The following is a 21,845-nucleotide window of genomic DNA, read 5'->3' as shown; positions in this document are numbered from 1 at the left end:
CCATGCCCTCTTTCGATTCCATCGTCGTCGGCGAGGATTGGATCAGCGAGCACTACTTCACCACCGATTCGGTGAACGAGTCCTTCCACGGCAAGGTCCTGGGATTGCGCAAAACCTGGGACGCCGAGGCCAAGGAGGGCCGCTCCACGGTCCGCAGCACGCTGCTGTCCGCCGCCCGCGACCTGCAAACCGCTCTGGCCGGCCTGTCCGAGGATCCCCTCGCCGCCCCCAAGGCTCACGCCCAGGTGCGCGCCGCCTTCGGCTACCACGGCGAACTCACCCCCTTCACAGCCGAACGCGCCGGCTCCGAGCTGGAAATCCCGGAAGCCCAGCTCCCCGACCTCCCCGATGTGCTGTTCCTGCAAGTCAAACCAGTCGACGCCCTGGAAGACCTCCTCGCCCCGGAAACCGGCCGGCTCATCACCCCCGCCACCGAGGACGGCAAACCGATCGAATCGGCATCGAAGGCCGTCTCCGCAGCCTTCCGCTCCGACACCCCACCCGCATTCGTAGTCGTCCAAGGCGGACAATGGCTGCTCCTCGCCGAGGCCGAACGCTGGGCCGAAGGCCGCTACCTGGCGATGGACCTGCTGGTCGTGGTCGAACGCCGCCACGAGGCGCGCGGCGGCGAAATCGACCGCGCTGCAGCCCTCTTCGGCTACCAGTCGTTGAAGGCCGACGCCGACGGCAACATCTGGTGGACCGGCGTCCTCGAAGACTCCGTCAAGCACACCGTCGGTGTCTCCAAGGACCTGCGCGAAGGCATTCGGCTGTCCATCGAAATCATCGCCAACGAGGTGGTCCGGCGGCGTGCCGAACGCGGCCTCACCATGGACGGCATCGACGGCAATGAACTCGCCAAACACTCGCTGCGGTTCCTGTATCGAATCCTGTTCCTGCTGTATGCCGAAGCGTCGCCGGAGATGCAGGTGCTGCCCACCGGTGCCGCCGAGTACGAGGAGGGGTACGGACTCGATCGGCTGCGTGAACTCACCCTCACAGAACTCGTCTCCCACCGGGCCCGAACCGGGACGCATCTGTACGAGTCGCTCAAGAAGCTGTTCGACCTCGTAGACCGTGGCCACACCCCGACCGTTCGCGAGCACGTCCTCGACGATCCGGCCCCCGGCCTCGAGTTCAACCCACTTCGCGCAGACCTGTTCTCCCCCAAGGCAACCGCCCTGATCGACGAGGTGAGCCTCGGCAACGCCGCCACCCAGCAAGTCCTCGAACACCTGCTGCTCACCAAGGAGTCCAAGAGCCGCAAGGGCGGCGACCGCGGCTTCATCAGCTACGCCGAACTCGGCATCAACCAGCTGGGAGCGGTGTACGAGGGGCTGATGTCCTATACCGGGTTCTTCGCCGAAGAAGACCTGTACGAGGTCGCCAAGGACGGCAACCCCGAAAAGGGTTCCTGGGTAGTGCCAGTGCACCGCGCCGACCACCTTTCCGAATCCGATTTCGTCCGCGCCGAAGATCCCGACACCCACGAACTCAAACCGGTGATCCACCGCGAGGGCACCTTCGTCTTCCGCCTCGCCGGCCGCGAACGCCAGCAGTCGGCGTCGTACTACACGCCCGAGGTTTTGACGAAGTTCGTTGTGTCGCAGGCGCTTGAGGAGCTTCTCGACCAGAACGGCACCGAAACGACCCCCGACGAGATCCTCCAGCTCACGATCTGCGAGCCCGCGCTGGGATCGGGTGCATTCGCCATCGAAGCGGTCCGGCAACTGGCCGCCGAATACTTGAAGCGCAAGCAGAACGAACGCAATGAGCGCATCGAGGCCGATCAGTACGCGGTCGAACTGCAGAAGGTCAAAGCCCAAATCGCGCTGCACCAGGTGTACGGGGTTGACCTCAACGCCACCGCCGTAGAACTGGCCGAGATTTCGCTCTGGCTCGACACCATGGTCGCCGGCCTGCAGGCTCCCTGGTTCGGCCTGCACCTGCGCCGCGGCAATTCCCTGATCGGCGCCCGACGCGCGGTGTACATGCCGAACGAACTCGCCAAGAAGGCGTGGCTCAAGACAGTTCCCAAGAACGTACCGCTCGGCACCGAGATCGGCGCGGGTATCCACCACTTTCTGCTCCCCGCCGAAGGTTGGGGCGCCGTAGTCGACACTAGCGAGGCGAGGACCTACGCGCCGGACAAGCGTGAAGAACTTCGGCTGTGGCGCAACGAGATCCGCAAGTCGCCCACCAAGAACCAGGTAGCCCGATTGCAGGGCCTCGCGCAGCGCGTCGAGACGCTATGGGACTTCGCCCTCCGCCGCCTGACCATCGCCGAATCCGAGATCCGGCGCGACATCCAGCTGTGGGGATCCGAACCGTCACCCCACACGCCTGCCGTCACCAGAGAACAGATCGAGAAGGTCCTCCGCAATCCCGACGGCGTCTTCCAGCGACTGCGCCGAGCCATGGACGCCTGGTGCGCGCTCTGGTCCTGGCCGCTCACCTCACACATCGCGCCACCTTCCTTAGACTCATGGCTCGGCGGCTTGGAGGCCGTCCTCGGCCAGATTCCCCACGGCAAGCCGCGGCCAGTGCCGAAGTCCAAAGCACCGTCCAAGAACCAAATAAACTTCGTCGGTGGCCTAGAGTGGGACGCTCTCGACGAGACCGAAGAATTGGACCTCTCCTTCGCCGGCGCCCGACCGATCGATACCGCTTTCGATCGCTACCCCTGGCTCACTGTGGCCGCCGATGTCGCAGAACGGGACGGGTACTTCCATTGGGAACTGGACTTCGCGCCGGTGTTCGCGCGGGGCGGTTTCGACCTTCAGGCCGGTAATCCGCCGTGGGTGCGACCGGACTGGGACGAGGCCGGAGTACTTGCTGAACACGATCCGTGGTGGCAATTGGCGCACAAGCCGTCGGAGGCGGAGAAGCGGCGGAAAATCGAAGAAGCGCTGGCGGTTCCGAAAGTCCGCCGGATGTTCCTCGAGGAGCGTGCCGCACAGGCTGCACAGGCGGCCCACCTCGGCTCCGGCGTCGACCGACCTCCACTAACCGGACTACAGCCCGACCTGTACCGGTGCTTCATGGAACGTACGTGGCGGTCCGCAAGCACCGTCGGCATCATTACCCTCATTCATCCGGAAAGTCATTTCACCGAAGTCCGTGCGGCGATTCTTCGCCGGCACTGCTACGCCAGGCTGCGCCGACACTATCGCTTTCACAACAACACGTACCAGTTCCCAGAGATAGGCCATAAGAAGACGTTTGGGATTCATGTTTACGGCCAGCCTGATACCGTCGATTTCATCCACGCCGCATGGATCTTCGCCCCGAGCGTGGTCGAACGTTCCTTCCAACACGATGGCAGCGGCCCGTCACCGTCAGTTCGGGATGACCAGGACAACTGGGATCTGCGCCCGCACGCAGACCGCATAACCCGAGTCGACGAATCCGTGCTAGCACGCTGGGCCAGTCTCATCGATGAGCCCGGAACACCAGCCGCCGCCGCCCGGATGCTGTACCCAGTAAACAGGGCGAGCGCCGCTGTACTCGATAAGATTGCCGCCGCAACACGACTCAGCGACGTCGAGTTCGACTGGACCCCCGGTTGGCACGAGACGGCTGACCGGAAAAGCGGCTACTTCGAATCGCGCTCAGCAACTCCGGCAACGTGGCAAGAAGTAATCTTTCAGGGACCGAATCTTACCGTCGCCACCCCGATCTACCAGCAAGGCAATCCGACAATGCGTAGCGGCGGCGACTACGCTGCCATCGACCTCGAGTCGATCCCGGAAACCTTCATCCCCAGAACCAACTACCAGGTCGCCCGCCCTTTCCCCGACTACCTAGCTGCCTACCCGAAGTGGCACGACGAGCCCAGCTCGAACTACTTCCGCCTCGCCTGGCGCCGCATGGCCGACTCGGCTACTGTCCGTACCCTCCACTCCGCAATCTTGCCGCCCGGTCCTTGTCACGTACACCCTGTGCTGACTGCAGCACTGCCCACGCACGCGGATCTTGCCGTGGCTAGTGGCATTTGGGCATCCATCCCAGCGGACTTCCTCGTTAAAGCAGCTGGTGTAGCGGAGCTCAACCAGGGGGTCATCCGCCGCCTGCCCCACGTACGTAACCATCCCCTAGAGCCCCACCTGATCCTCCGCACCCTTCGCCTCAACTGCCTGGTCCGCGAGTACGCCCCTCTCTGGGAGGAGCTGTACTCAGACGAATGGCAACAAGATTCCTGGGTCCCCAACATCGGCACCGACTACCCCAACAAGGGAAGCCTCGGCGAGGTAGAAAACAAATAGGCCTGGCAAACCCCCCTCCGCAAACCCGCCGACCGCCGGCAAGCCCAAGTCGAAATCGACGCCATAGTCGCCATCATGCTCGGCATAACCGCCGAAGAACTCCTAACCATCTACCGAACCCAATTCCCCGTCCTCCAAAAATACGAACGCGAAGCCCTCTACGACGCCAACGGCCGCCAACTCCCCACCAAACTAGCCTCCGAATACCGCAAAAAGGATGGCCTCCCCCCATCCGACCTAGCCGTCGACGGCATCACCTACGAGGAACCGATCAGAGGCGTAGACCGCGAGCATGACATGCAACTAGCCCACGCCCACTTCTCCACGCTCGCAGCGATCAAGCTTTGATGTCGGGGAAGTGCAATGACGCGGGAATACCTTCGCGCCTTAGCGGAACCAAACAAGGGTCGGCCACCGTCGGTAGTAGCACGCATAGGTCGATGTCGAGGGGAGGGTCGCACAGTTGAAACACGCGATTGATTGGCATAGCGAATCGCTTGTTGACGCAGACGTTGCAAGGAAGAACCATCCGTTCACGTGCCCGCACTGTTGGAAGGTTGTAACGCTCGCCAAAGGTGACATCAATGCGGCTTACTTCCGGCACAACGACGCATCTCCAAGCTGTCCGGACTATCACCCCGGCCTGGGTGCCTCTTCTCAGTGGGACACCCATCAGGACACACGATTCCCCCTTCGACTCGCCTGCGCCGATGCCAAATGGACCCTTTATTTCAAATTGCCAGAACTCCAGGAAGAGGAGATCAGGTCGGTTGAACCCCGGGACCTGAGAGCCCTAGCAGTTGGGCTGCTGCATCAGAATGGCGATATGACATCGATCAACGGCCTCGAACTGTGGCCTGGTGCCGGCACCTCGACTGTCACAGTCAACCCAGCTAACCAGATCCGCCGAACCTACACACAGGGAAAATGGCCGCGGTGGGATGTCAACCGCTGGAACAACACTGTCCAGGAAATCCCAGCGATGGGCGCTATTTTCAGCCAGGACAGAGGTGGCGACTACGTCTTATGCACCGCAAGTCGGCCGCTCTACCTCGGTAGATCAGCTGTGTTCGTTGCTCAGGAGCCGACGTCACCGCCGCGCTGGCTGAGGTCCAGCAAGCTTGAAAACCATGACGGATTCGCCGCCTGGCACTTTGTCGCCCCTCAAACCTCCGATACTGACTACTCGCGGTGGCTCACACAACTTGGCACCGCGATCGCCGAAACTCATGATCCATCAACAGTCCTTACGCCTCCGATTGACTACCGGAACGACGAGACGCACGTGATCAGAGCCAATGACTGTGCCATTGTTGCGCCATCATCTGTAGCCGAGGCGATAGTTGCACAATCAAGCCTGGAATTTCAACCACTGAGACTCCGCAGTCCAGACGAATTCGTTAGGTTATCTGGAAACTTCCACGAAGCTCGTCTCCGAACACGTTCAGGCGACCAAATACACGTAGTCAAAGAAGATCTGCCGACGCACGGGAAGCAATTCGGCCACTCACAGCTCTGGGGTATCACCGTTGAGGGCCGAGTGTGCAATCCCTACTCGGTTATCGAAATCGAAGAGATCAGGCAACCACGGCTTGGGATCGACACTGAACTCTCTCTTCGTTTCACTGCGACTGTGAACTACCCACATAAGCCGCCCACACGGCTATCCCATGCGGACAGCGAAAGTGTCCGCAATTGGCTTAGAGTCATTGATTCAAACGCGTGCATGCTCGAGGTAGACGCGGGAAGCTTCGGCATAATCCGAATCATAAGTGCGCGACATTCACGCCAAATTATTGACGCAGATTGCCGCACGGACACAACCGGTACTACGCCTCAGCGTTTGGCATCGACTTCAGACATTCGACGAATTAGGCAATCATCTCCGAACGAGACAAATCGATCGCAATGGGATTCCGCATTTGTCACCCTACGAGCCGACGATAGGACACCGAGGCCCTACTGGGTGTTGGAGGGTCGGCGTAACTCGAATCAGTACTGGAGAATTCAACGATGAACCTTGAAACTGGGACAGTTGTCCTCGGCAAGATAACCGTCAGGAGCCGCACCAACAAGCGAATGGAACCATTATTCGCACTTGTCGATAACGAATGGCAAGACGCCGACCCCGCCACATTCAAGCCGAGCCATCCACTGAAAATAGAAAACGATTCACATGTAGAGACTAATGCGCCTATAATTGCGGAACTCACCGAGGCTCCCAAATTACCCGGCAAGGGAGATAAAATATTTCGACTTTCATCAGTTCGGGCAGCCAATGTGGTGATCGATAGGCGCGATGAGGGACCAGCTAATCGTGTCATCGAAAATATCAATGAGCTAGCTATCCCACGTTGGGCAAACGATACTACAGAGATATTCTTGCTGTGCGAGGGAGACATACTCCTGGGACCACTCCGGTTGGTCAAGAGAAAGCCTGTCGCACCACACCCAGAGAGGCTTGAGATACGCCGCACGAACGGTATGGTTGTGGCCAATTTCGACGGATACTTGGTTGGCGATCGAATTAAACACCTACCCGTTCACGATTACATCGACTGCCGTCCGATCAACGAGATTTTGGACGACGTGACCACACTCGCAGTATCAACGCTTACCGACCTCGACTTCGACGAGACACATATTCAGGCAACGAAGCAAACGCTGACTAAGATTAGCAATTGGATAACTGATCGGAATGCTTCGGGCGGTGATTCTCTCGACAGTCAGCGCGTCCAGCGCGCTTTGCAGGCGTGCAAGGAGGCTGACGCCCAACACCAACTGGCATCGCAGATTGCGTATACATTGACAGGGCTGCCGACTGTAGCCGCACTGATGGACCAGGCAATTGAAGAAGCGAGAGCCAATGCCGAGAAGGACGAGCTCAATGAGATAAGGAATAGAGTCGCGCTGGAAACGAAACGACTGGCCGATCTCGAAAAGGATCTGAATGCCGCAGGATCAGAATTCCAGCAGCTGAACGAGCGAATTGTCCAGGCACACCAAGATCTCATCACCGCACAGGAACAGGTGAAGACCCGCAATGAGGAGCTCCGGGGCGATGTCGCGGTTGCTGTAGAGGAACTCGTAAACGGCGCGCGCGAGCGTCTCACTTCATCGGTAATCGCGCAGGCTTTGACCAAGAACAGTGCGCCGGCACACTCGTCCAGTTCACCCTCGCCTATGTCCCCTAATCTGCGCCCCATTGCCAAATCAATTCTGACGGAAAAGAATGCGATCAAAAAGCAGTTCAATACAGCAGTCAAGACGTCGGGCATAAAGGGTCCAGCCGCCCAACGACTTTTCGCAGCCTTAAGTGCGGGCCTCCTGCCAATTACGTTGGGAAACGGAGGTCCAGCATCGCTCTCAGCGATCGCCAATCTAATGTTCAGCGGCCGTGTCGCCCGCATTCCGGTCGCACATGACTTCCTGCACCCGACAGACCTCCTCGGGCTGCATTCCGCCAAGCCTGGCGCATTCCGAAGCCACTATGGAATCCTTGAGGCTGCAAACTCGGAGGCGGCTACGGGGGAGGTTGTGGTCGTACTCGAAGGTATCAACCAGGCACCCACGGAGTCTTATCTCGTCCCATGGCTGCAAAGCCACTGGGAGGATACCGGATTCGCCTCGCTGCAGCCGCACCCAAATCTACGACTCGCTGGCTCCATGGCGACCGGCATCACCTCGGCACGAATCTGCCCGGACCTGTGGGGATACGCAATAGCAGTTGATATACCCCGGATTCCCACATGGGCAGGCGGAAACGAATTCTCACACGTTAGATCTCCAGAGTCGATCGGGCGGACAGACTACGATGTTTTCAGTAACCTGCTGGCCGATGTCGAACCTCTCTGGCCATTCTCGGAGGACGTCACGACGGCGGCGCAACGATTCGCATCCGCACTGCAATTTCACCAGACGGAAGAGCAGATTCACCTTTCTGTCGCCGAATGCATCCTTCTTCCAGTTGGGGCAAATTCTCTTGCCGAAGGCGAATACGAGGAGTTCGTAGCCGGCCTAGGTAGGACTCTCTCTCTGGAAGATGAAACGGCTGCGAGTTACCGAAGTCTCGCCAAACGACTGCGGGTGCGCCTGGCATGACTGCCCGCGACCTGAGACTCGAGGCAATAGATGGCATCACTGCCAAATGGGAGCTGGCGAGGAGCCTGGCACTGCCAGCAGACCTCGAAGTCGAAGAGCGCCGCTACGAGATTCTCCGCGCCGTGGCGTGGGCATCGACCCACGCCAAAACACCTGTCTACATAAGCACTCTTCTAGACCGCGTAGTATCCGTGGACAGGAGGCTCATTCCCGGCCATCCCGCTCTTTCCGATATCGATCGTCGACAGATACTCCGAGAACAGCTCGAAGACCTAGCGTCTATCGGTGATCTAGCTGAGCTGGGAAAAGGCTATTGGATAAGCGTCAGAGGTGTACTCGTCGAGCTGGAAAACGATGCTCCACACCTATTCATCAGCGGTATTCCATTGCGGATACTAGACCAGAAAATAGCAAGTCAAATAACTCTTTCGGGAGCAGCGCGCCACGCTCCTACAAGTTCCGTCGGCAATCTCCTGGGGCTACCCACAGTAGAATTTCATCTCTGGTCCCGCCGCCCTGCAACCGACCTCGAGACCTGGACAATACAATTCAATAGGTCGATTGACATCGTCGCCGGCACTACGACGGATTCGATGGAGTTCTATCTGCCTCAGTCCGCGCGGCGTGGATGCCTCCAATCCAGTCGCTGGCAGCGACAGATCAGTGACCTGACAGGCATATATCTTTACCGGCAAACGGTCTTGAATCACTGGCGAGTCTACGGCCTCGTGAGCGTCGAGAATGGAGTGGCCGGGGGCACATATGAAGTCGATCGCCAGGACGCGCGCCGGTTGATGTATGGCTACGACTTGATTACGGGTAATCCCACCACAGGGATTTGGAAAGAATCCGCAGGCGACAGTGCAGAACTCATACTTCATAACCCGGTCCCGGCTCCAGAAATGCGTGCTTTGACCGCGCTCGCAAAGCGGTTGCCCTCGAAGGAATTCGAGCGCAGATTCATGGCTACGATGTACCGAGAGCAAGTACGAGAGATCATGGATGACTTGGGCGTCCAATTAGCGAGGAAGTAGCGATGACTGAAGGAGATGTCGGCGCAACCCAGGTTGCGAATCAGATACGGGAGAGCTTCCTCCAGTCAATAGAAGCCAACTCCCCAATCGACGACGCCAACCTCACTGAACGCCGTCGAAAGCTACTTGAACGCCCCGGTGTGATTGCGCAAACCCCACACATCGAGATCACACCGTCGTACATGTACGGACCACACTTCAACGAACTCGAAGTCCCGGGGCCGGTCCGTGAGATACTTTCCGAACTGCACGAATTCACTCCGAGTGTCGGCATCCACCCTCCATATCGACATCAAACCGAGGCCCTCGAATTCTTTTTCCATCGCGACAAACCTTCTGATCTCATCGTCGCGACAGGTACTGGTTCAGGAAAGACCGAAACCTTCCTGTATTCGATTCTCGGCATGCTTGCATGCGAGGCTGAACGACCGAGCTTCAGCCGCCCTGCAGTACGAGCGCTGCTGCTCTATCCGCTGAACGCATTGGTTAGCGACCAAACATCTCGTCTGCGCAAACTATTCGGCGACGAACGGGTCGCGCAGTACTTCCGAGACCGAGGCGGCAGGCACCCGTACTTCGGCATGTATACAGGGAGGACTCCTTACCCGAACACACGCACCCCAGACCGCGATAAACGCCGGCTCGCAGATCTGATCCAGTACTACAGGGAGCTCGAAAAACGAGAAGACAAGCTCGTTGACGAGTTGAAAGACCGTGGCCGCTGGCCGGCCAAGGACCTCGCCCGGTTCGCAAGGACCGGTGCCGAACAATACAAAACGGGACCCAATGATCGAGAGCTGCTTACTCGTCACGAAATGCAGCTCACCGCGCCAGACATTCTGGTCGCGAACTATTCGATGTTGGAATACATGCTGCTTCGCCCTATCGAACGTCCAATTTTCGACCAGACCCGGAAGTGGCTGCAGTCCGACGGACGAAACCAGCTCCTCCTCGTTCTCGATGAAGCTCACATGTACCGAGGCGCTACCGGCGCTGAAGTGGGTCTACTAATTCGGCGGCTCGGAGCGCGGCTCGGCATCACTCGCGACCGGATTCGCTGCATTCTGACAAGCGCGAGCCTTCAAGCCAACGATGGCGACGCTGGAGCAATCGAATTCGCGCGTGCACTAACGGCTGAGGCTCCGACCAGAAAGTATTCGGTTGTACGCGGAAGCATCGAGAAGGTAACTAGAAGCGCGAAAGCTACTCGACGTGAGGCGGCAATGCTGGCCACAGTCGACGGCGCTGCGCTCTCTCTTGCGGAGTCGGCCGAGGAAGTGCAGGCGGCTCTTGGCGAGTTCAGTTCGTTGGTGAAAATCGAGAAGAACGCAACCCTCCAGGTTGCAAGGCAATCCGTGGGTGAGGCTCTCGCCAATTTCGGTCCTGCGAACATGGTCATCGAGCAGTGCTCAGGTCATGCCATCGAGCTTCGAGAACTCGCCAGCAGAATCTTCGGCGATGCCGACGCCGGCACCAAGGAGACGGCCATCGACGGGCTGCTGATGCTCGGGGCATTTGCACGTCGCCCACAGCCAGGCCGGGAGCATCAACCAATCCTTCCATCCAGGGTCCATATGATGTACCGTGCCGCACCCGCATTGTTCGGTTGTATCGATCAGCGCTGCACAGCTGTTGAAGGAGTCCGGGTTAACGGCGTTCTTGGACAGATCTATGACAGTCCTCGAGTCCAGTGCGATTGTGGCAGCCGAGTATACGAGATCCTCTCACACAGGCAATGCGGTGCAGTGTACATCCGCGGCTACACCTCAACAGAAGATACAAACTTCCTATGGCATGAACCAGGTGGACGGATCTTCCAGGAAAAGCCGCTCAAAGAAATGAAACTTTTCCTCGGAGACCCGCACCCCGAGATCTATAGTCGTGTAGCCCCAGTCGCCCTGGACGTCAAGACAGGTCGAATTGTGCCGACGAACACTGCGGACGCACGTGTGCTGTATCGGGCCAACCCGAGCAAAAAGGCTGCCACCGAGCAGTTTTCTCGGTGTGTGCGGTGTCTAGAGACGGCAGAGCATACGAACTACTCGACATTGTCCAGTCTTGCCACGACAGGCGAATCAGCATTCGCCAACCTCATCCGACACCAGTTCACCACGCAAGCGGCCACTCTGCCGCGCAGTCCACACAACCCAAACGGCGGGCGAAAGGTACTCGTTTTCTCCGACGGTCGCCAGAAGGCAGCCCGCCTCGCGAGGGACTTGCCACGTGATGTCGAAGATTCGACGATGCGCGAGACCCTTGTCCTCGCTATTCACGAACTCACAAAAACATTAACCAAACCACCAGCCCTGAACCAGCTCTATTCCGGATTCGTTGCCGTCTGCTACCAGCATGGCCTTTCCTTCTTCGACGGGGACGACCAGATTCGACTCAAAAAGGACAAGAGCCAATACGCCGAGACGTACGACGCCGACCTTTCGACGGCATTTGAGTTCGAGTGGCAACCGAACGCTCCAATCATGTTTCGTAGTGCTGTATTCCGCCAGCTGTGCCATCCCACGAAATCTCTCACGATGGCTCACGCCATTTGGCTGTCACCATTGCCGAACGCGAAAAAGCTACTGGCGAATAGGTTACATGATGCAGGCGTACAGCTTACAGATACGGCGCTAGACGAAATTATTTCCGCATGGACACTGCAAATGCTCGAGCATGGCGCTTTCGACCCACGCCTGCCGAATACGCTTCGCCGCCAAGCTCTTCCGTACTATCAGGAAGTGCGGGGTGCAGATGCTTTCAAAACATTTTTTCGTGAGGTCAGTGAGCGATGTGGGCAACCGACCGCGAAAATGCGTGAGCTGCTTTTCTCCGTATTTACCCTGCCAGCCGAAGCGGACAGTGCGTCAGCAGACATTCTGAATCCACGCCGATATCGAATCGGTCTTGCGCTCAAAGAATCCTGGGTGCGCTGCTCAGATTGCGGACATATCGCTCCGATGGGCCTTCTTGACAAGTGCATCAACTACAACTGCAAATCTGTCAATCTTGAGAAGTGCAGTCACGATCACCCCTCCGCATGGACACCCAAAAACCACCTGCGTGCTCCCCTGCTAGAGGTACTCAACGGGCGAATCCCGATGCACATCAATGCGGAGGAGCACACGGCCCAACTCTCACAGCGTGATGAGACAGTACCGTTCGCGACCACGGAGAGATTCGAACTACGCTTCCAGAATGTAGAGCTGGGTGATGGTGAACCAGCGGTCGACGTCCTGAGCTGTACTACAACTATGGAGGTCGGGATCGACATCGGGGGACTTACCGCTGTCGCATTGCGCACGATGCCGCCGATGCGCGAAAACTACCAGCAACGCGCAGGTCGAGCCGGTCGACGAGGTAGCGCTGTATCGACGGTTCTCACCTACGCCGACGGGGCGCCGCACGATAGCTACTATTTTCAAAATCCTCACACGATGATCAGTGGACCGGTCTCAGCACTTCGGATCAAAGATGACAATCAGAAACTCGCTCGGCGGCACATTCACTCATACATATTGCAGACATTCTTCCACGAGACGATACATCCAGACCATCCGAGCGTTACGTCCGGCGATGTCATGTCGGCCCTGGGTTCAGCGCTAGACTTCTTCAAGAATGAAGATTCCGATCTGTCATTCCTAGCACTCACAAAGTGGACCGAATGCAACTTTGGTTCGCCAGAATCTCCGGCGGTCATTCAGCTAACTGCTTGGTTACCAGAGAATCTACTTGGCGCTGACCGATCAACCAGACTTGCCGACTACACGGTAGAAACCGCACTCGAATTCCTAACGTTGCTAGAGAAAGTAGGAAAGTCAGAGTCGATCGTTCCCCGGGAGGGCGGCACGAGGATAAACCTCCTCGACGTGCTATTCGATGTTGGTCTCCTACCGCGATATGCATTTCCGACTGACGTGTGCTCATTCTACATCGAGACTCGCGACGAAAAAAACCGGATCATCACCGCGGAACGCCCGCAATTGGCCAAGATCCAAGCTGTGAGCGAATACGCTCCCGGGCGAACGATCGTCGTAAATAAGCGGACATACCGCAGTGGAGGAATCTACTTCCCCCCAGTAGACAGAAAGTACCGCTGGCGCCCTGCGGTCCCCTACTTCGCCACTCCGCTGGATCAGTACATTGGATGTACCCGCTGCCCATATGTTCGACTAGGCGACAGCCGTCCCGACCCCGATAAGACTGGCAGCTGTCCGGTCTGCGGTTCAGATCTTATTCCGCGAGACCTGCTGTCACCTAGCGGCTTCTACCCTGAGGGCGCGTCCTCAGTCGACGAAAGTCATGAGATTCAGATTTACACAAATGCCGGTAATGCACAGATGCCAGAGTTCGTGGATCGTTCGAATCTCCAATGGCGGGTAGGCTTCGGTGAGAATTTTCGCACATGCTTCGAGCGTGATATCGAATTAATTGTGGTGAATCGCGGCGATGGCGACAGCGGGTTCGGCGTATGCGAGGTGTGTGGCGCAGCGTGGCCGGACGCGACTATTCCGTCAATAGGCAAGCACGCAGTTCCATTCTTGACACCGATAAATCACGGTGTGGGCCAGACCTGCGGTGGGCGGATCAGGAAGCAGATATTCCTTTCTCATCGATTTAGAACCGACGCGCTGCTCTTAGAAATTGTTGCAAATCCACCCATTTCCCTAGAACCAACTCTTCCGTGGGTCAACGACGCCCTTCTCACCCTCGCAGAAGCCTTTGCTTTGGGGTCGACTATCCATCTCGACATTGATCCCAACGAGATCAGCGCGGGTTACTCACACCGAGTTTCTCCTGAAAGGGGCACACGACTTTCTGAAATATTCCTCTATGACACCGCATCGGGAGGTGCCGGATACTCCGCCGACGCCGGCCGCGAAATTGACAAAGTCATCCGGCAGGTGAGATCCTTGCTCGCCGATTGTCCCGCCAAATGCGCCCGATCTTGCACTCGGTGCCTCCGCCACTACCGGAATCGATTCGTGCACGGCCGCCTCGACCGGCACCTCGCGCTACTCCTCTTCGACTACGCGATCGATGGGAGGATTCCGGCGCTTCCGGCGCCGAAACAGCAGGAGAAACTACTCGCTCCCCTGAAGCGTTATTTCGAGTTGGAAGGGTGGTCCGTTGATCCCAACAGTGCTGCAACACGGCCACTTTCGGTGTCCAAGATCAATTCGAAGATCGTCGCTGGCGTGTACCCCGCGCTGCTCGACGAGAACTACGCAGAAAATTCGCTCCGCCTGGCGACTCGCCCGGGTGAGCACGCTGTAGCGATTCCGGACTTCGCCCTGGTACGCGATCTACCTGCAGTGCATCGTCGAATGACCACCGGCAAGCCACTGGCGTGATTTGGTTGGCCGGACCCCGGTGATGCGACCACCCAGTGTTTGCGTCCGGGGTTCGGCCGGCTTCAGTTGGCCTCGCCGGTCCCGGGCAGCGCTGACGATAGCCGGCAGGAAGGCCATCAATAATATTCGACCGCCACGGCCGCCTCCGCAGAAGTCATGAACAGATTCCCCGTCTGCTGCATTAGCGGGTGCGTCGCGGTCTTCGGTTTGCCGTCCGCCGTGAGGTATTCCCGATTAAACCGCACCTGCTCCACCTCACCCACCGTGATGCCGTGGTCACCGTTCAGATCGATCCGAGCCACTACCCGGCAACTCAGCGAGCCGATCCCGGAGGGCGCGATCGGGCCGTAAGGCGAGGCATCATGATCTAGTTCGAGGCCACACGACGCCAGCTTTTCGGTTGGATCAGCCGCCGGGAAGTTCGAATAGCGCGCGCCCAGTTTCCACACCGAGTCCAACTGCTCGATGGTCGGCACTGTCACCGTGAATCCGTCGGCGGTCAGCAGATTCTCGTACGTCTTCCACTGTTTGAGCACCGCTATCGCCACCTGCTGCGGCTTCGTGGACACTGAAGTCAGGTTGGACACTGGTATCAGGTTGGCAGTGCCGTTCTCGTCCTTAGTGCCGATCAGGTAGGCGATGCGCGGCGCGAGTAGCCGGTGCGCCACATCAACCGAGCCGGCCATGCTCCACCTTCGTCATCGTCGTATCCATCGCGAACGATCGGATGGCTTCCTGCATTGTTCGGCCGTCGGTCCCTGCGGCCGACGGGTGAGCCACCAGGTCGCTGTGAATCAATCGGAGTGCGGAGTGAAATTGGGGCAGGTGCTGAACCGCCGGGACTTTCAGGGCGGGCAGCAGAGTATCGAGGGCTGCACGCGGGCCTTCGAGATGCAGCCGCGCCCGAGCCAAATTCGCCTGGGCCAACGTCAGGGTGACCGGCCAGGACGAATTCGCATTCGGTCCGTAGCACCGGATCACCGCTTCCGCTTCTCGCTCGGCATCCAGCCAGTCGCCCAGACCGGCGAATGTCGTTGCGTCGTAATAGTGTTGGCGCGCCGACGAGAAGGTGAAAATCGGACCGATCTCGGCCAACTCGTCCGTGCGGGACTGACGTTCCCGCTGAGTCCGAGCAGCATGCAACGCACCCAACGCGGATTCTCGGTTGCCGCACTGCGCGTGGGCGCGTGCCTCAAGACCGCCCAGACGCACGCCAACGACACCGTGCTTAGCACCAGCCCTATCGATCTCGCGCAAGACCTGCTCGGGCCGATCCCACCAGGAGGTAATCATCGCCCGAGTGCAGTACACCCATGACAGTAGTGAGCGATGGCCGGCGAGCTCGGCGAACCGGCTCGCGGCCCTCGTCTGCGTCATCGCGGCTTGCGGCTCAGCGAGATCGTGAGAAACCGAGGCCAGCAGCACGCAAGTAGCGGAAAACAGAACGTACAGATCACGAAGATCGGCGACCCGGCCGGTTCGGTAGATCGCTGCCGCAATCTGATCACGCAAAACAGTAAGCCGAGCGAAGATCTGGGACACATCCGGATCGACCGCATAATCCGACGCCAGCCGGTACAGGTCCGTAGCAGCATCGTGAAGCGAATCCGGATCGACCGGCGGACGCTCGATTGTGCTCACCAACTCCGCGGACTCCCGCGCGACATTGTTCACTATGCCAGCGAGACCGACACCGCCAGCCATCGCGGAAAAGCCCAGCATATGCAGCGCTTCTCGACGGTTCGTAGGATCACCTCCATCGTCCAAATGGATCTCCGGTCCCGCGTCAACGTGACCGCCAGTAACGACGTCAGCAACGGCGAACGACCTTCCGTTTTGGGAGCGGAAGTCCGACGTGACCGAAGCGGTTGGCGTATCGACTCGAGAACTACGGTCAACTCCGGAATGCCTTGTCGGGCACGCGGACTGTCCCTCTGCTATCAGCTGCTCAAAGCGCGCTCCCTGCTCATCATCGAGCCTTCGGTGAGTGGTGTCCATGCACTCGGCGTACTTCGCGCCCAAGGTGATGTCGGCACCTCGACGTTCCCATTTTCCGACCGCTTCCAGAGAACACCCGATACGGTCGGCGAACTGGATCTGCGTGTCCCGCAACGCTGTACGCAGCGCCGCGACCTCAAGCCCGGTCCACTTGACGATCGTCATCTCTCGGCGTTCTCCCCTCCGCTGTAGTACCGCCAGGGTACGGGCTCAGTACGGGTTCGGTGCGTCCTTCGAGCGCGGCAACGCGGCAATGCTGGAACCAATCATTACCGCACACCGCAGAGGCGCATGCTCGACTTTCGCCCCGACAGAACCCGGAGCCGACCGCTATGCCCGTACACGCAGCCGAAACCAGTGCCCGCAAGCCGATCGGCGTGGAGCCGACCCGCACCAGTATCGCCCCGGACGACGACCCCATGCGTCAGGAACTACCGAGACTCCCAATCAGGCGCACGCACAACCGGTCGATGGCCGCCACCCTGCGACTCTGGCACACCCGCAACCGCGACCTACTCGAACGCGTCGCCGTCGGCCTTCGCCACCTCGACTCACCGGCGGGCTGCAAGAGCACCGAACCCATCCGCGGACGAGCACACGCCATCCACGTGATGGCCGATCACGCCAAGCACGGCTGTCCCCGGTTCCGGCTCGCAGCACAGTACATCGAAGCCTCACAGTGACCACCGCTCGATCCCGATCGTGAAGGGACAAGCGCTTTGACGAACTCGGACAAGCCGACACGAACCCCCGACTCCCACGCCGGTCCGTTGACGGCACCGGAACCATTCGGGTTACCCGTCACCGATCACCACCGCGTACCGGCCATGACCATCACGTTCGCCCATGCGGTGATGCAGCGCCACATCGACTGCCCCATCGACGTCTGCCCGATCAAGCAGCAAGCCAAAGCCCACCTCGTCACCGCACAGCGCATGGTCCCGGCCGACCGGCCGCACATGGGCTACTGACCGAAACCGCGGAGGAATACGTGCTCGATCAACTGCCACGGCGTGAACCCGGCCGCACTCAGATCACATGCCCCAGTTATCGATTGCTTCAGCCACCCACCCCGGACATCACCGCATTGACACGATTCGCCGACGCCCTGCGCGAGTGGCGGCCCCACACCGATAGCCGGCAGCCGCGATGATCGACCACCGCCACATCACCCCGGAGACCGCGCGTCTGCACTTCCTGATGGCGCGCGCCCGCCGCGCCGGCTATCAACTCATCGCCGAACCGAAACAGATCACCCGATGGGTTCTGGTCGACATCGACGACGGCGAGCGCCTATTCGAATCCGCCTCCCTGGCCGAAGTCGAACGGTACTTGAGCGAATAGCGCTCCACGCCGCCGGGCACAAGTCCGCGATGCAGGTCACTGGCCCTCGAAGTCGAGCCGAACTTCCCACCCCGCACCCAATTCCGACCGAAGGCGCCCGGCAAGGCACCGACCCATCTCCCAGAATTGAACCTCGTCAGTCGGTGAGTCGAACGTCGGATCGGCAGGATCGTCGACGAGATCGTAGATGGCGTCCCAGTGCGCCGCCCACCCATCGAGGGCATGTACCAGATCGTGCGACAGACCCAATGATCGCGGGGACACGTTGTCGTGCAGACCATCTCGAAAGACCCAAGTGGGGTGGCACTGGATCTCTGGTCGAAGTATCAGGTGCGGCAGCGATGCCCTTCCACCGTGAGAATCACGACCATTCAACGCTATCCACCGGTCCAGCCGCCATAACGGTTCCGCCGTTCGAAGTACGCGTCGTCAGCCGCACGCATTTCTTCATCGGTCATGGTCGATCGCTCGGCGTCAGGCCCGGCCGCGACAGGATGAACCTGCTCGATCTGCTCCCTGATACGCGGATCGGCAGCGGCGATGAGCCGGTCGACCTTCACCTTGACCTCGGCGCGCGCCTTGCGGTGGCAGTCGAGCAGAGCGCTGGTCAGCTGAGCACTACTCCAGCGCATCGCACCCGGTGCGATCTGCAACGAGGTGATGTCACCATGCGCATCCAATTCGACGAGGACGCCCTGGGTCTCACCACGACCCCGGATTGCAGCTGCAGCCTCGGCCAGCTGCTGACCGTTTCGACGGACCTGCTCGAGGCTCTGCTGCAGTTGTTGTTCCCACGCCTGAAAGTCAGTCATGTCACCCCGGCCAACCCGCGACATATTGCTCCAAGCTGATGTCGCCGATTTCATCGCCACCGACTTCCCGGTATTCGGCTATGGCTTCGAAGTCATCATCGTATTCGCTCACGACAACCAATCCGCGGGGCCCGTATTCAGCGACGAACTTCCACAGCGCCTTCGAAAGCAAAGTGTTGCCGGAGTTGCTGGGCACGGTCGGGTCGACGCGATGAAAGTAGTCGACATCGCCGTTCGGCTTCTTGACCGCCTTGCCCAAGGCAAACATTGTCTCGTTCGCCCTGCAGACCAGGTAGGCGTACTCCGCCACGTCGGTTCCTCCGCCTATGGCTGGTAGTCCTCGAACTCCCACCTGCCAAGTTTCCCTATCTCTCGGGCAAGCTCCTGCCATGTGGGTCGATCGAGGTCTCGCAGGAAATCTTGGACATATCGCTCGAGCAGATCAACGTCGATGCGGTCGAGAACAAGGAGGTATTTTCCCGACTCCGGATCAGCCGGATCCATCACACCATCTCGCGATTGCGGGGTGCAGACGATGACGTCGAACGATTCCTCACCCGGAGCACCCAGGGGGCCGATCATCAACTGCACGAACAACGAGTCTTCAGGCAGATTCCCACTGGCCAAATCCGCGTCCGGACTGTGCAAACGCTTCAGCTCAGCCTTCACGGCAAGTCCGTGATGTCGAGGTGCCCATTGCCTTGCCATCGCCCATTCGGCACATTCCTCTGTTCGAAATTACATTGATAGCGACCAAGATTCGGTTTGTAGCTCGGAGGCCTGAACTGGCGCAGACCGTCCTCGCTAACCAGCGTCTTGCCATCCGATGCGACCGTAGCATTCGGTCCAACCCATGCTCGACCGGCCGCCTCTGCCTCCTGAACCGTCCCCTCGCCGACGCCGAAGTTGCCCTTTCCTTTCCTTGCGTCGCGCACAATCCCACTGACCTTCTCCCAATTCAGGCCGGGAGGGCCACCGCCGCTGGAGACTCTGATCTCAGCTTCGTCAACCCATTTGCGAATGCGCTCGAGTAGCGGCTTCATCCGCTCGATGAGCGGGACGACTGCGTCGGTGACGATCTTCGCCACCTTCCCGGCAAGATCAGCGATGATCATGGCGATGCGGCGAGCCTTCACCGCTACCCGCCCGGCGAGAGCCGAGTTTCCGACCCACTCGGACAATGATCCGGTGATCGGCGCGAAAATCGCGAAACCCACCTCCCAGGCTGTAGTTTCGATCGCGAATTCCTCGAGTTCGTCGAGGATCTTGTGATGGGCCTCATCAAGATAGTTGACGAAATTTCCGCACGCATCGCCGATGGTCTGGCACGCATCGGCGAGAGCGTTGAAATCGTCCCTACGGTCGTTGCACGTTTGAATGGAAATTTCGATCTCGGGCGACTGCTGATTACTCAGCAGGTCGACCGCTTGCTGTTCCTCTCCCGCAACGGTGCGAAAATCAGCCGACGCCGTATGCCACGCCGCTTGCGCTGAATTCAGCTGATCCTGATGCCCGTTCGGCCACGTCCAACCGACGAGATCCTTGATGAATGACCACCCGAACGGCTCGGGAATGCCGCTCCCCGCAGCGGACGGCACCGTTTCGGCGAGGCATGGGTCAGGCAGAAGTTGCGGCGGCGACGGCGGCGGCAGATCGCGATGGTCCGCGGCGACTTCGGCCACCTCGTGGTTGTAGGCACCGACCGCGATCAGATCCCGTGTCTGACCACAAGCCGTCGCCAACTTCGCGGACGTCGAAATGGCGAGTTGTGCGGCCTGATCGTAGGACGCCGCCCACTGTGCTCCGACGCTATCGTCACCGGCCATCCCAGCGTACGTGGACAGGACCGTCATCAGGCCACCGTGGGTGGTCTGAGTGTCGGTGGCCATCTGGCCGAAAACTTCAGCAGCCGAATGATATTCATCGCCGCGGCAGACGATGATCGGCACCGTCGGCGGGCTCATTGTGGCCACATTCCGATATTGGTCGGCCCGACACCGTGATAGGCCGTGCGCGCGGCAGCCAGTTTCAGCCGTAAGGCGTTGAGTGCGCCTTGCATTTCGGCAGCCGCCGCGATCCGTGCGTCGTGCGCCTCTCTGTGCGCCTTCGCCGCATCACCGGTCCACTCGACGTGCAACTCGTCGATGCGCCGGGCGATCTCATCGGCCTTCGACTCGAGGGCAGACTCGAGCTTCGCGGTGGCGTCGATCAGCCGTTGCATGCCATCGAGATCCACCCGGTAATTCGCCGGCACTACTGCCGCCCGGGGTTGTCGGTGACGCCGGCGCGGCTGATCGAACCCGCCGAGCCGGAATCCGTGGTGGCGAGCACGCTTGCCGCACTGCGCAAAGCGCCCACGTCAGCGATGAAAGAACCGATAACCCCGCGCGCGCCCTCTTCCCACTCGGACCAGGACCTTGCCAATCACCACCGAGAAAGGCCCACACCGCACGCATATGAGCGTCCACGACATCGGCAAGCTCATCCGCGATCCCCTGCAACCAGTCCGCAGTCGCATGCATCGCAGCGGGATCTGCGTCCACCCGATCTGCCAAGTCGTTCCCCCTGTTCGAGCCTCATGCTCAACGCGTACAACCTATAGGACGGTGTCGCCGGGTGATCGGTTCCAGCAGCATGAGGTATCAATCCGGTGCTGCTCCAGGCCCAGATGGCGCCGAGCATGCGCTTCCGCTCATTGCCACCCTAATCGCCGCCGCGCGACACGCCCACCGAACCAAGTGACCCGAAACATCCTGTGCCCCGGCACCTATACCACGACGCGGACGAGAGATTTCGCGAGGAACGCGGCGACGCCCGTGGAACCACCCCGACGACGCACTTCGCATGGGCACGGGCCTTCCGCACGGGCGGTGAGGTGCTCGCCTGTAATCTCACGATCATGGTGGACACCCCCTTCGGTCGAGTCATCACGGCGATGGTGAC

16 protein-coding genes are annotated in these 21,845 nt (G+C 59.6%); 9 read left to right on the top strand and 7 right to left on the bottom strand.

The window, feature by feature from the left end; translation table 11 throughout:
* Window positions 1–2 precede the first annotated feature (2 nt).
* From A5789_RS20450 to A5789_RS35780, 5 genes are all read left to right on the top strand, one after another.
* On the top strand, window positions 3–4,265 hold the full coding sequence (locus tag A5789_RS20450; RefSeq protein ID WP_321190253.1) for a DNA methyltransferase: 4,263 nt from the start codon (window positions 3–5) through the stop codon (window positions 4,263–4,265).
* Window positions 4,266–4,340: 75 nt separating this feature from the next.
* Window positions 4,341–4,613 (top strand): hypothetical protein, encoded by a 273-nt coding sequence (locus tag A5789_RS38595; protein WP_321190252.1) that lies wholly within the window; start codon window positions 4,341–4,343, stop codon window positions 4,611–4,613.
* 1,665 nt (window positions 4,614–6,278) lie between these two features.
* Window positions 6,279–8,366 carry a hypothetical protein gene (locus A5789_RS36730; RefSeq protein WP_155525776.1) on the top strand — a complete coding sequence of 696 codons (2,088 nt, stop codon included), beginning with the start codon at window positions 6,279–6,281 and terminating at the stop codon, window positions 8,364–8,366.
* Complete coding sequence (locus A5789_RS36725; RefSeq protein WP_155525775.1) at window positions 8,363–9,400, top strand: hypothetical protein; 1,038 nt, start codon at window positions 8,363–8,365, stop codon at window positions 9,398–9,400. Before A5789_RS36730 ends, A5789_RS36725 begins: the two co-directional genes overlap by 4 nt.
* Before the next feature lie 2 nt (window positions 9,401–9,402).
* Window positions 9,403–14,748 carry a DEAD/DEAH box helicase gene (locus A5789_RS35780; protein WP_082940845.1) on the top strand — a complete coding sequence of 1,782 codons (5,346 nt, stop codon included), beginning with the start codon at window positions 9,403–9,405 and terminating at the stop codon, window positions 14,746–14,748.
* A gap of 116 nt (window positions 14,749–14,864) precedes the next feature.
* On the opposite strand, the gene A5789_RS20425 is transcribed toward A5789_RS35780, so the two are convergent.
* Both A5789_RS20425 and A5789_RS20420 read right to left on the bottom strand, forming a co-directional pair.
* Window positions 14,865–15,434 (bottom strand): flavin reductase family protein, encoded by a 570-nt coding sequence (locus A5789_RS20425; RefSeq protein ID WP_064923189.1) that lies wholly within the window; start codon window positions 15,432–15,434, stop codon window positions 14,865–14,867.
* Entirely contained in the window at window positions 15,418–16,911 is a 1,494-nt protein-coding gene (locus A5789_RS20420; protein WP_064923187.1) for a DNA-binding transcriptional regulator, read from the bottom strand. Before A5789_RS20420 ends, A5789_RS20425 begins: the two co-directional genes overlap by 17 nt.
* A gap of 167 nt (window positions 16,912–17,078) precedes the next feature.
* Between A5789_RS20420 and A5789_RS20415 the strand changes: the two genes are divergently transcribed.
* From A5789_RS20415 to A5789_RS20410, 3 genes are all read left to right on the top strand, one after another.
* Window positions 17,079–17,429, top strand: a complete 351-nt coding sequence (locus A5789_RS20415; protein WP_064923185.1) for a hypothetical protein — start codon at window positions 17,079–17,081, stop codon at window positions 17,427–17,429.
* Window positions 17,430–17,573: 144 nt separating this feature from the next.
* Window positions 17,574–17,717, top strand: coding sequence for a hypothetical protein (locus tag A5789_RS35775; protein ID WP_193615548.1), 144 nt, complete (start codon window positions 17,574–17,576; stop codon window positions 17,715–17,717).
* 178 nt (window positions 17,718–17,895) lie between these two features.
* Complete coding sequence (locus A5789_RS20410; RefSeq protein ID WP_227462978.1) at window positions 17,896–18,090, top strand: hypothetical protein; 195 nt, start codon at window positions 17,896–17,898, stop codon at window positions 18,088–18,090.
* Window positions 18,091–18,467: 377 nt separating this feature from the next.
* On the opposite strand, the gene A5789_RS20400 is transcribed toward A5789_RS20410, so the two are convergent.
* The 5 genes from A5789_RS20400 to A5789_RS20380 are packed head-to-tail and all read right to left on the bottom strand — an operon-like array spanning window position 18,468 to window position 21,138.
* Window positions 18,468–18,902 (bottom strand): hypothetical protein, encoded by a 435-nt coding sequence (locus A5789_RS20400; protein WP_064923232.1) that lies wholly within the window; start codon window positions 18,900–18,902, stop codon window positions 18,468–18,470.
* Between the two features lies 1 nt (window position 18,903).
* Complete coding sequence (locus A5789_RS20395; protein WP_064901422.1) at window positions 18,904–19,212, bottom strand: hypothetical protein; 309 nt, start codon at window positions 19,210–19,212, stop codon at window positions 18,904–18,906.
* Window positions 19,213–19,226: 14 nt separating this feature from the next.
* A complete protein-coding gene (locus tag A5789_RS20390; RefSeq protein WP_064901420.1) occupies window positions 19,227–19,571 on the bottom strand; it encodes an Imm8 family immunity protein in 345 nt (114 codons plus the stop codon).
* Window positions 19,568–20,866 carry a hypothetical protein gene (locus tag A5789_RS20385; RefSeq protein ID WP_064901418.1) on the bottom strand — a complete coding sequence of 433 codons (1,299 nt, stop codon included), beginning with the start codon at window positions 20,864–20,866 and terminating at the stop codon, window positions 19,568–19,570. The genes A5789_RS20390 and A5789_RS20385 overlap by 4 nt, the downstream gene beginning before the upstream one ends.
* Window positions 20,863–21,138: a WXG100 family type VII secretion target gene (locus tag A5789_RS20380; RefSeq protein ID WP_197516672.1), complete on the bottom strand. Its 276-nt coding sequence runs from the start codon at window positions 21,136–21,138 to the stop codon at window positions 20,863–20,865. The genes A5789_RS20385 and A5789_RS20380 overlap by 4 nt, the downstream gene beginning before the upstream one ends.
* A 519-nt stretch (window positions 21,139–21,657) precedes the next feature.
* Between A5789_RS20380 and A5789_RS37955 the strand changes: the two genes are divergently transcribed.
* Window positions 21,658–21,845 (top strand): hypothetical protein (locus tag A5789_RS37955; protein ID WP_231953292.1); only part of this gene is annotated, 188 nt, incomplete at its 3' end.

The sequence above is a fragment of the Nocardia sp. 852002-51101_SCH5132738 genome (assembly GCF_001665695.1).
GTDB classification, from domain to species: Bacteria; Actinomycetota; Actinomycetes; order Mycobacteriales; family Mycobacteriaceae; genus Nocardia; species Nocardia nova.
This window is presented reverse-complemented; position numbering and strand designations above follow the sequence as displayed.

Excerpts from the sequence above, each read along its gene's own strand:
- A5789_RS36725 (WP_155525775.1), top strand. The coding sequence starts at position 8,363 with ATGACTGCCCGCGACCTGAGACTCGAGGCAATAGATGGCATCACTGCC.
- A5789_RS20400 (WP_064923232.1), bottom strand. The coding sequence starts at position 18,902 with ATGACTGACTTTCAGGCGTGGGAACAACAACTGCAGCAGAGCCTCGAG.
- A5789_RS20410 (WP_227462978.1), top strand. The coding sequence starts at position 17,896 with ATGATCGACCACCGCCACATCACCCCGGAGACCGCGCGTCTGCACTTC.
- A5789_RS38595 (WP_321190252.1), top strand. The coding sequence starts at position 4,341 with ATGCTCGGCATAACCGCCGAAGAACTCCTAACCATCTACCGAACCCAA.
- A5789_RS20425 (WP_064923189.1), bottom strand. The coding sequence starts at position 15,434 with ATGGCCGGCTCGGTTGATGTGGCGCACCGGCTACTCGCGCCGCGCATC.
- A5789_RS20415 (WP_064923185.1), top strand. The coding sequence starts at position 17,079 with ATGCCCGTACACGCAGCCGAAACCAGTGCCCGCAAGCCGATCGGCGTG.
- A5789_RS20420 (WP_064923187.1), bottom strand. The coding sequence starts at position 16,911 with ATGACGATCGTCAAGTGGACCGGGCTTGAGGTCGCGGCGCTGCGTACA.
- A5789_RS35780 (WP_082940845.1), top strand. The coding sequence starts at position 9,403 with ATGACTGAAGGAGATGTCGGCGCAACCCAGGTTGCGAATCAGATACGG.
- A5789_RS35775 (WP_193615548.1), top strand. The coding sequence starts at position 17,574 with ATGACCATCACGTTCGCCCATGCGGTGATGCAGCGCCACATCGACTGC.
- A5789_RS20450 (WP_321190253.1), top strand. The coding sequence starts at position 3 with ATGCCCTCTTTCGATTCCATCGTCGTCGGCGAGGATTGGATCAGCGAG.
- A5789_RS36730 (WP_155525776.1), top strand. The coding sequence starts at position 6,279 with ATGAACCTTGAAACTGGGACAGTTGTCCTCGGCAAGATAACCGTCAGG.
- A5789_RS20385 (WP_064901418.1), bottom strand. The coding sequence starts at position 20,866 with ATGAGCCCGCCGACGGTGCCGATCATCGTCTGCCGCGGCGATGAATAT.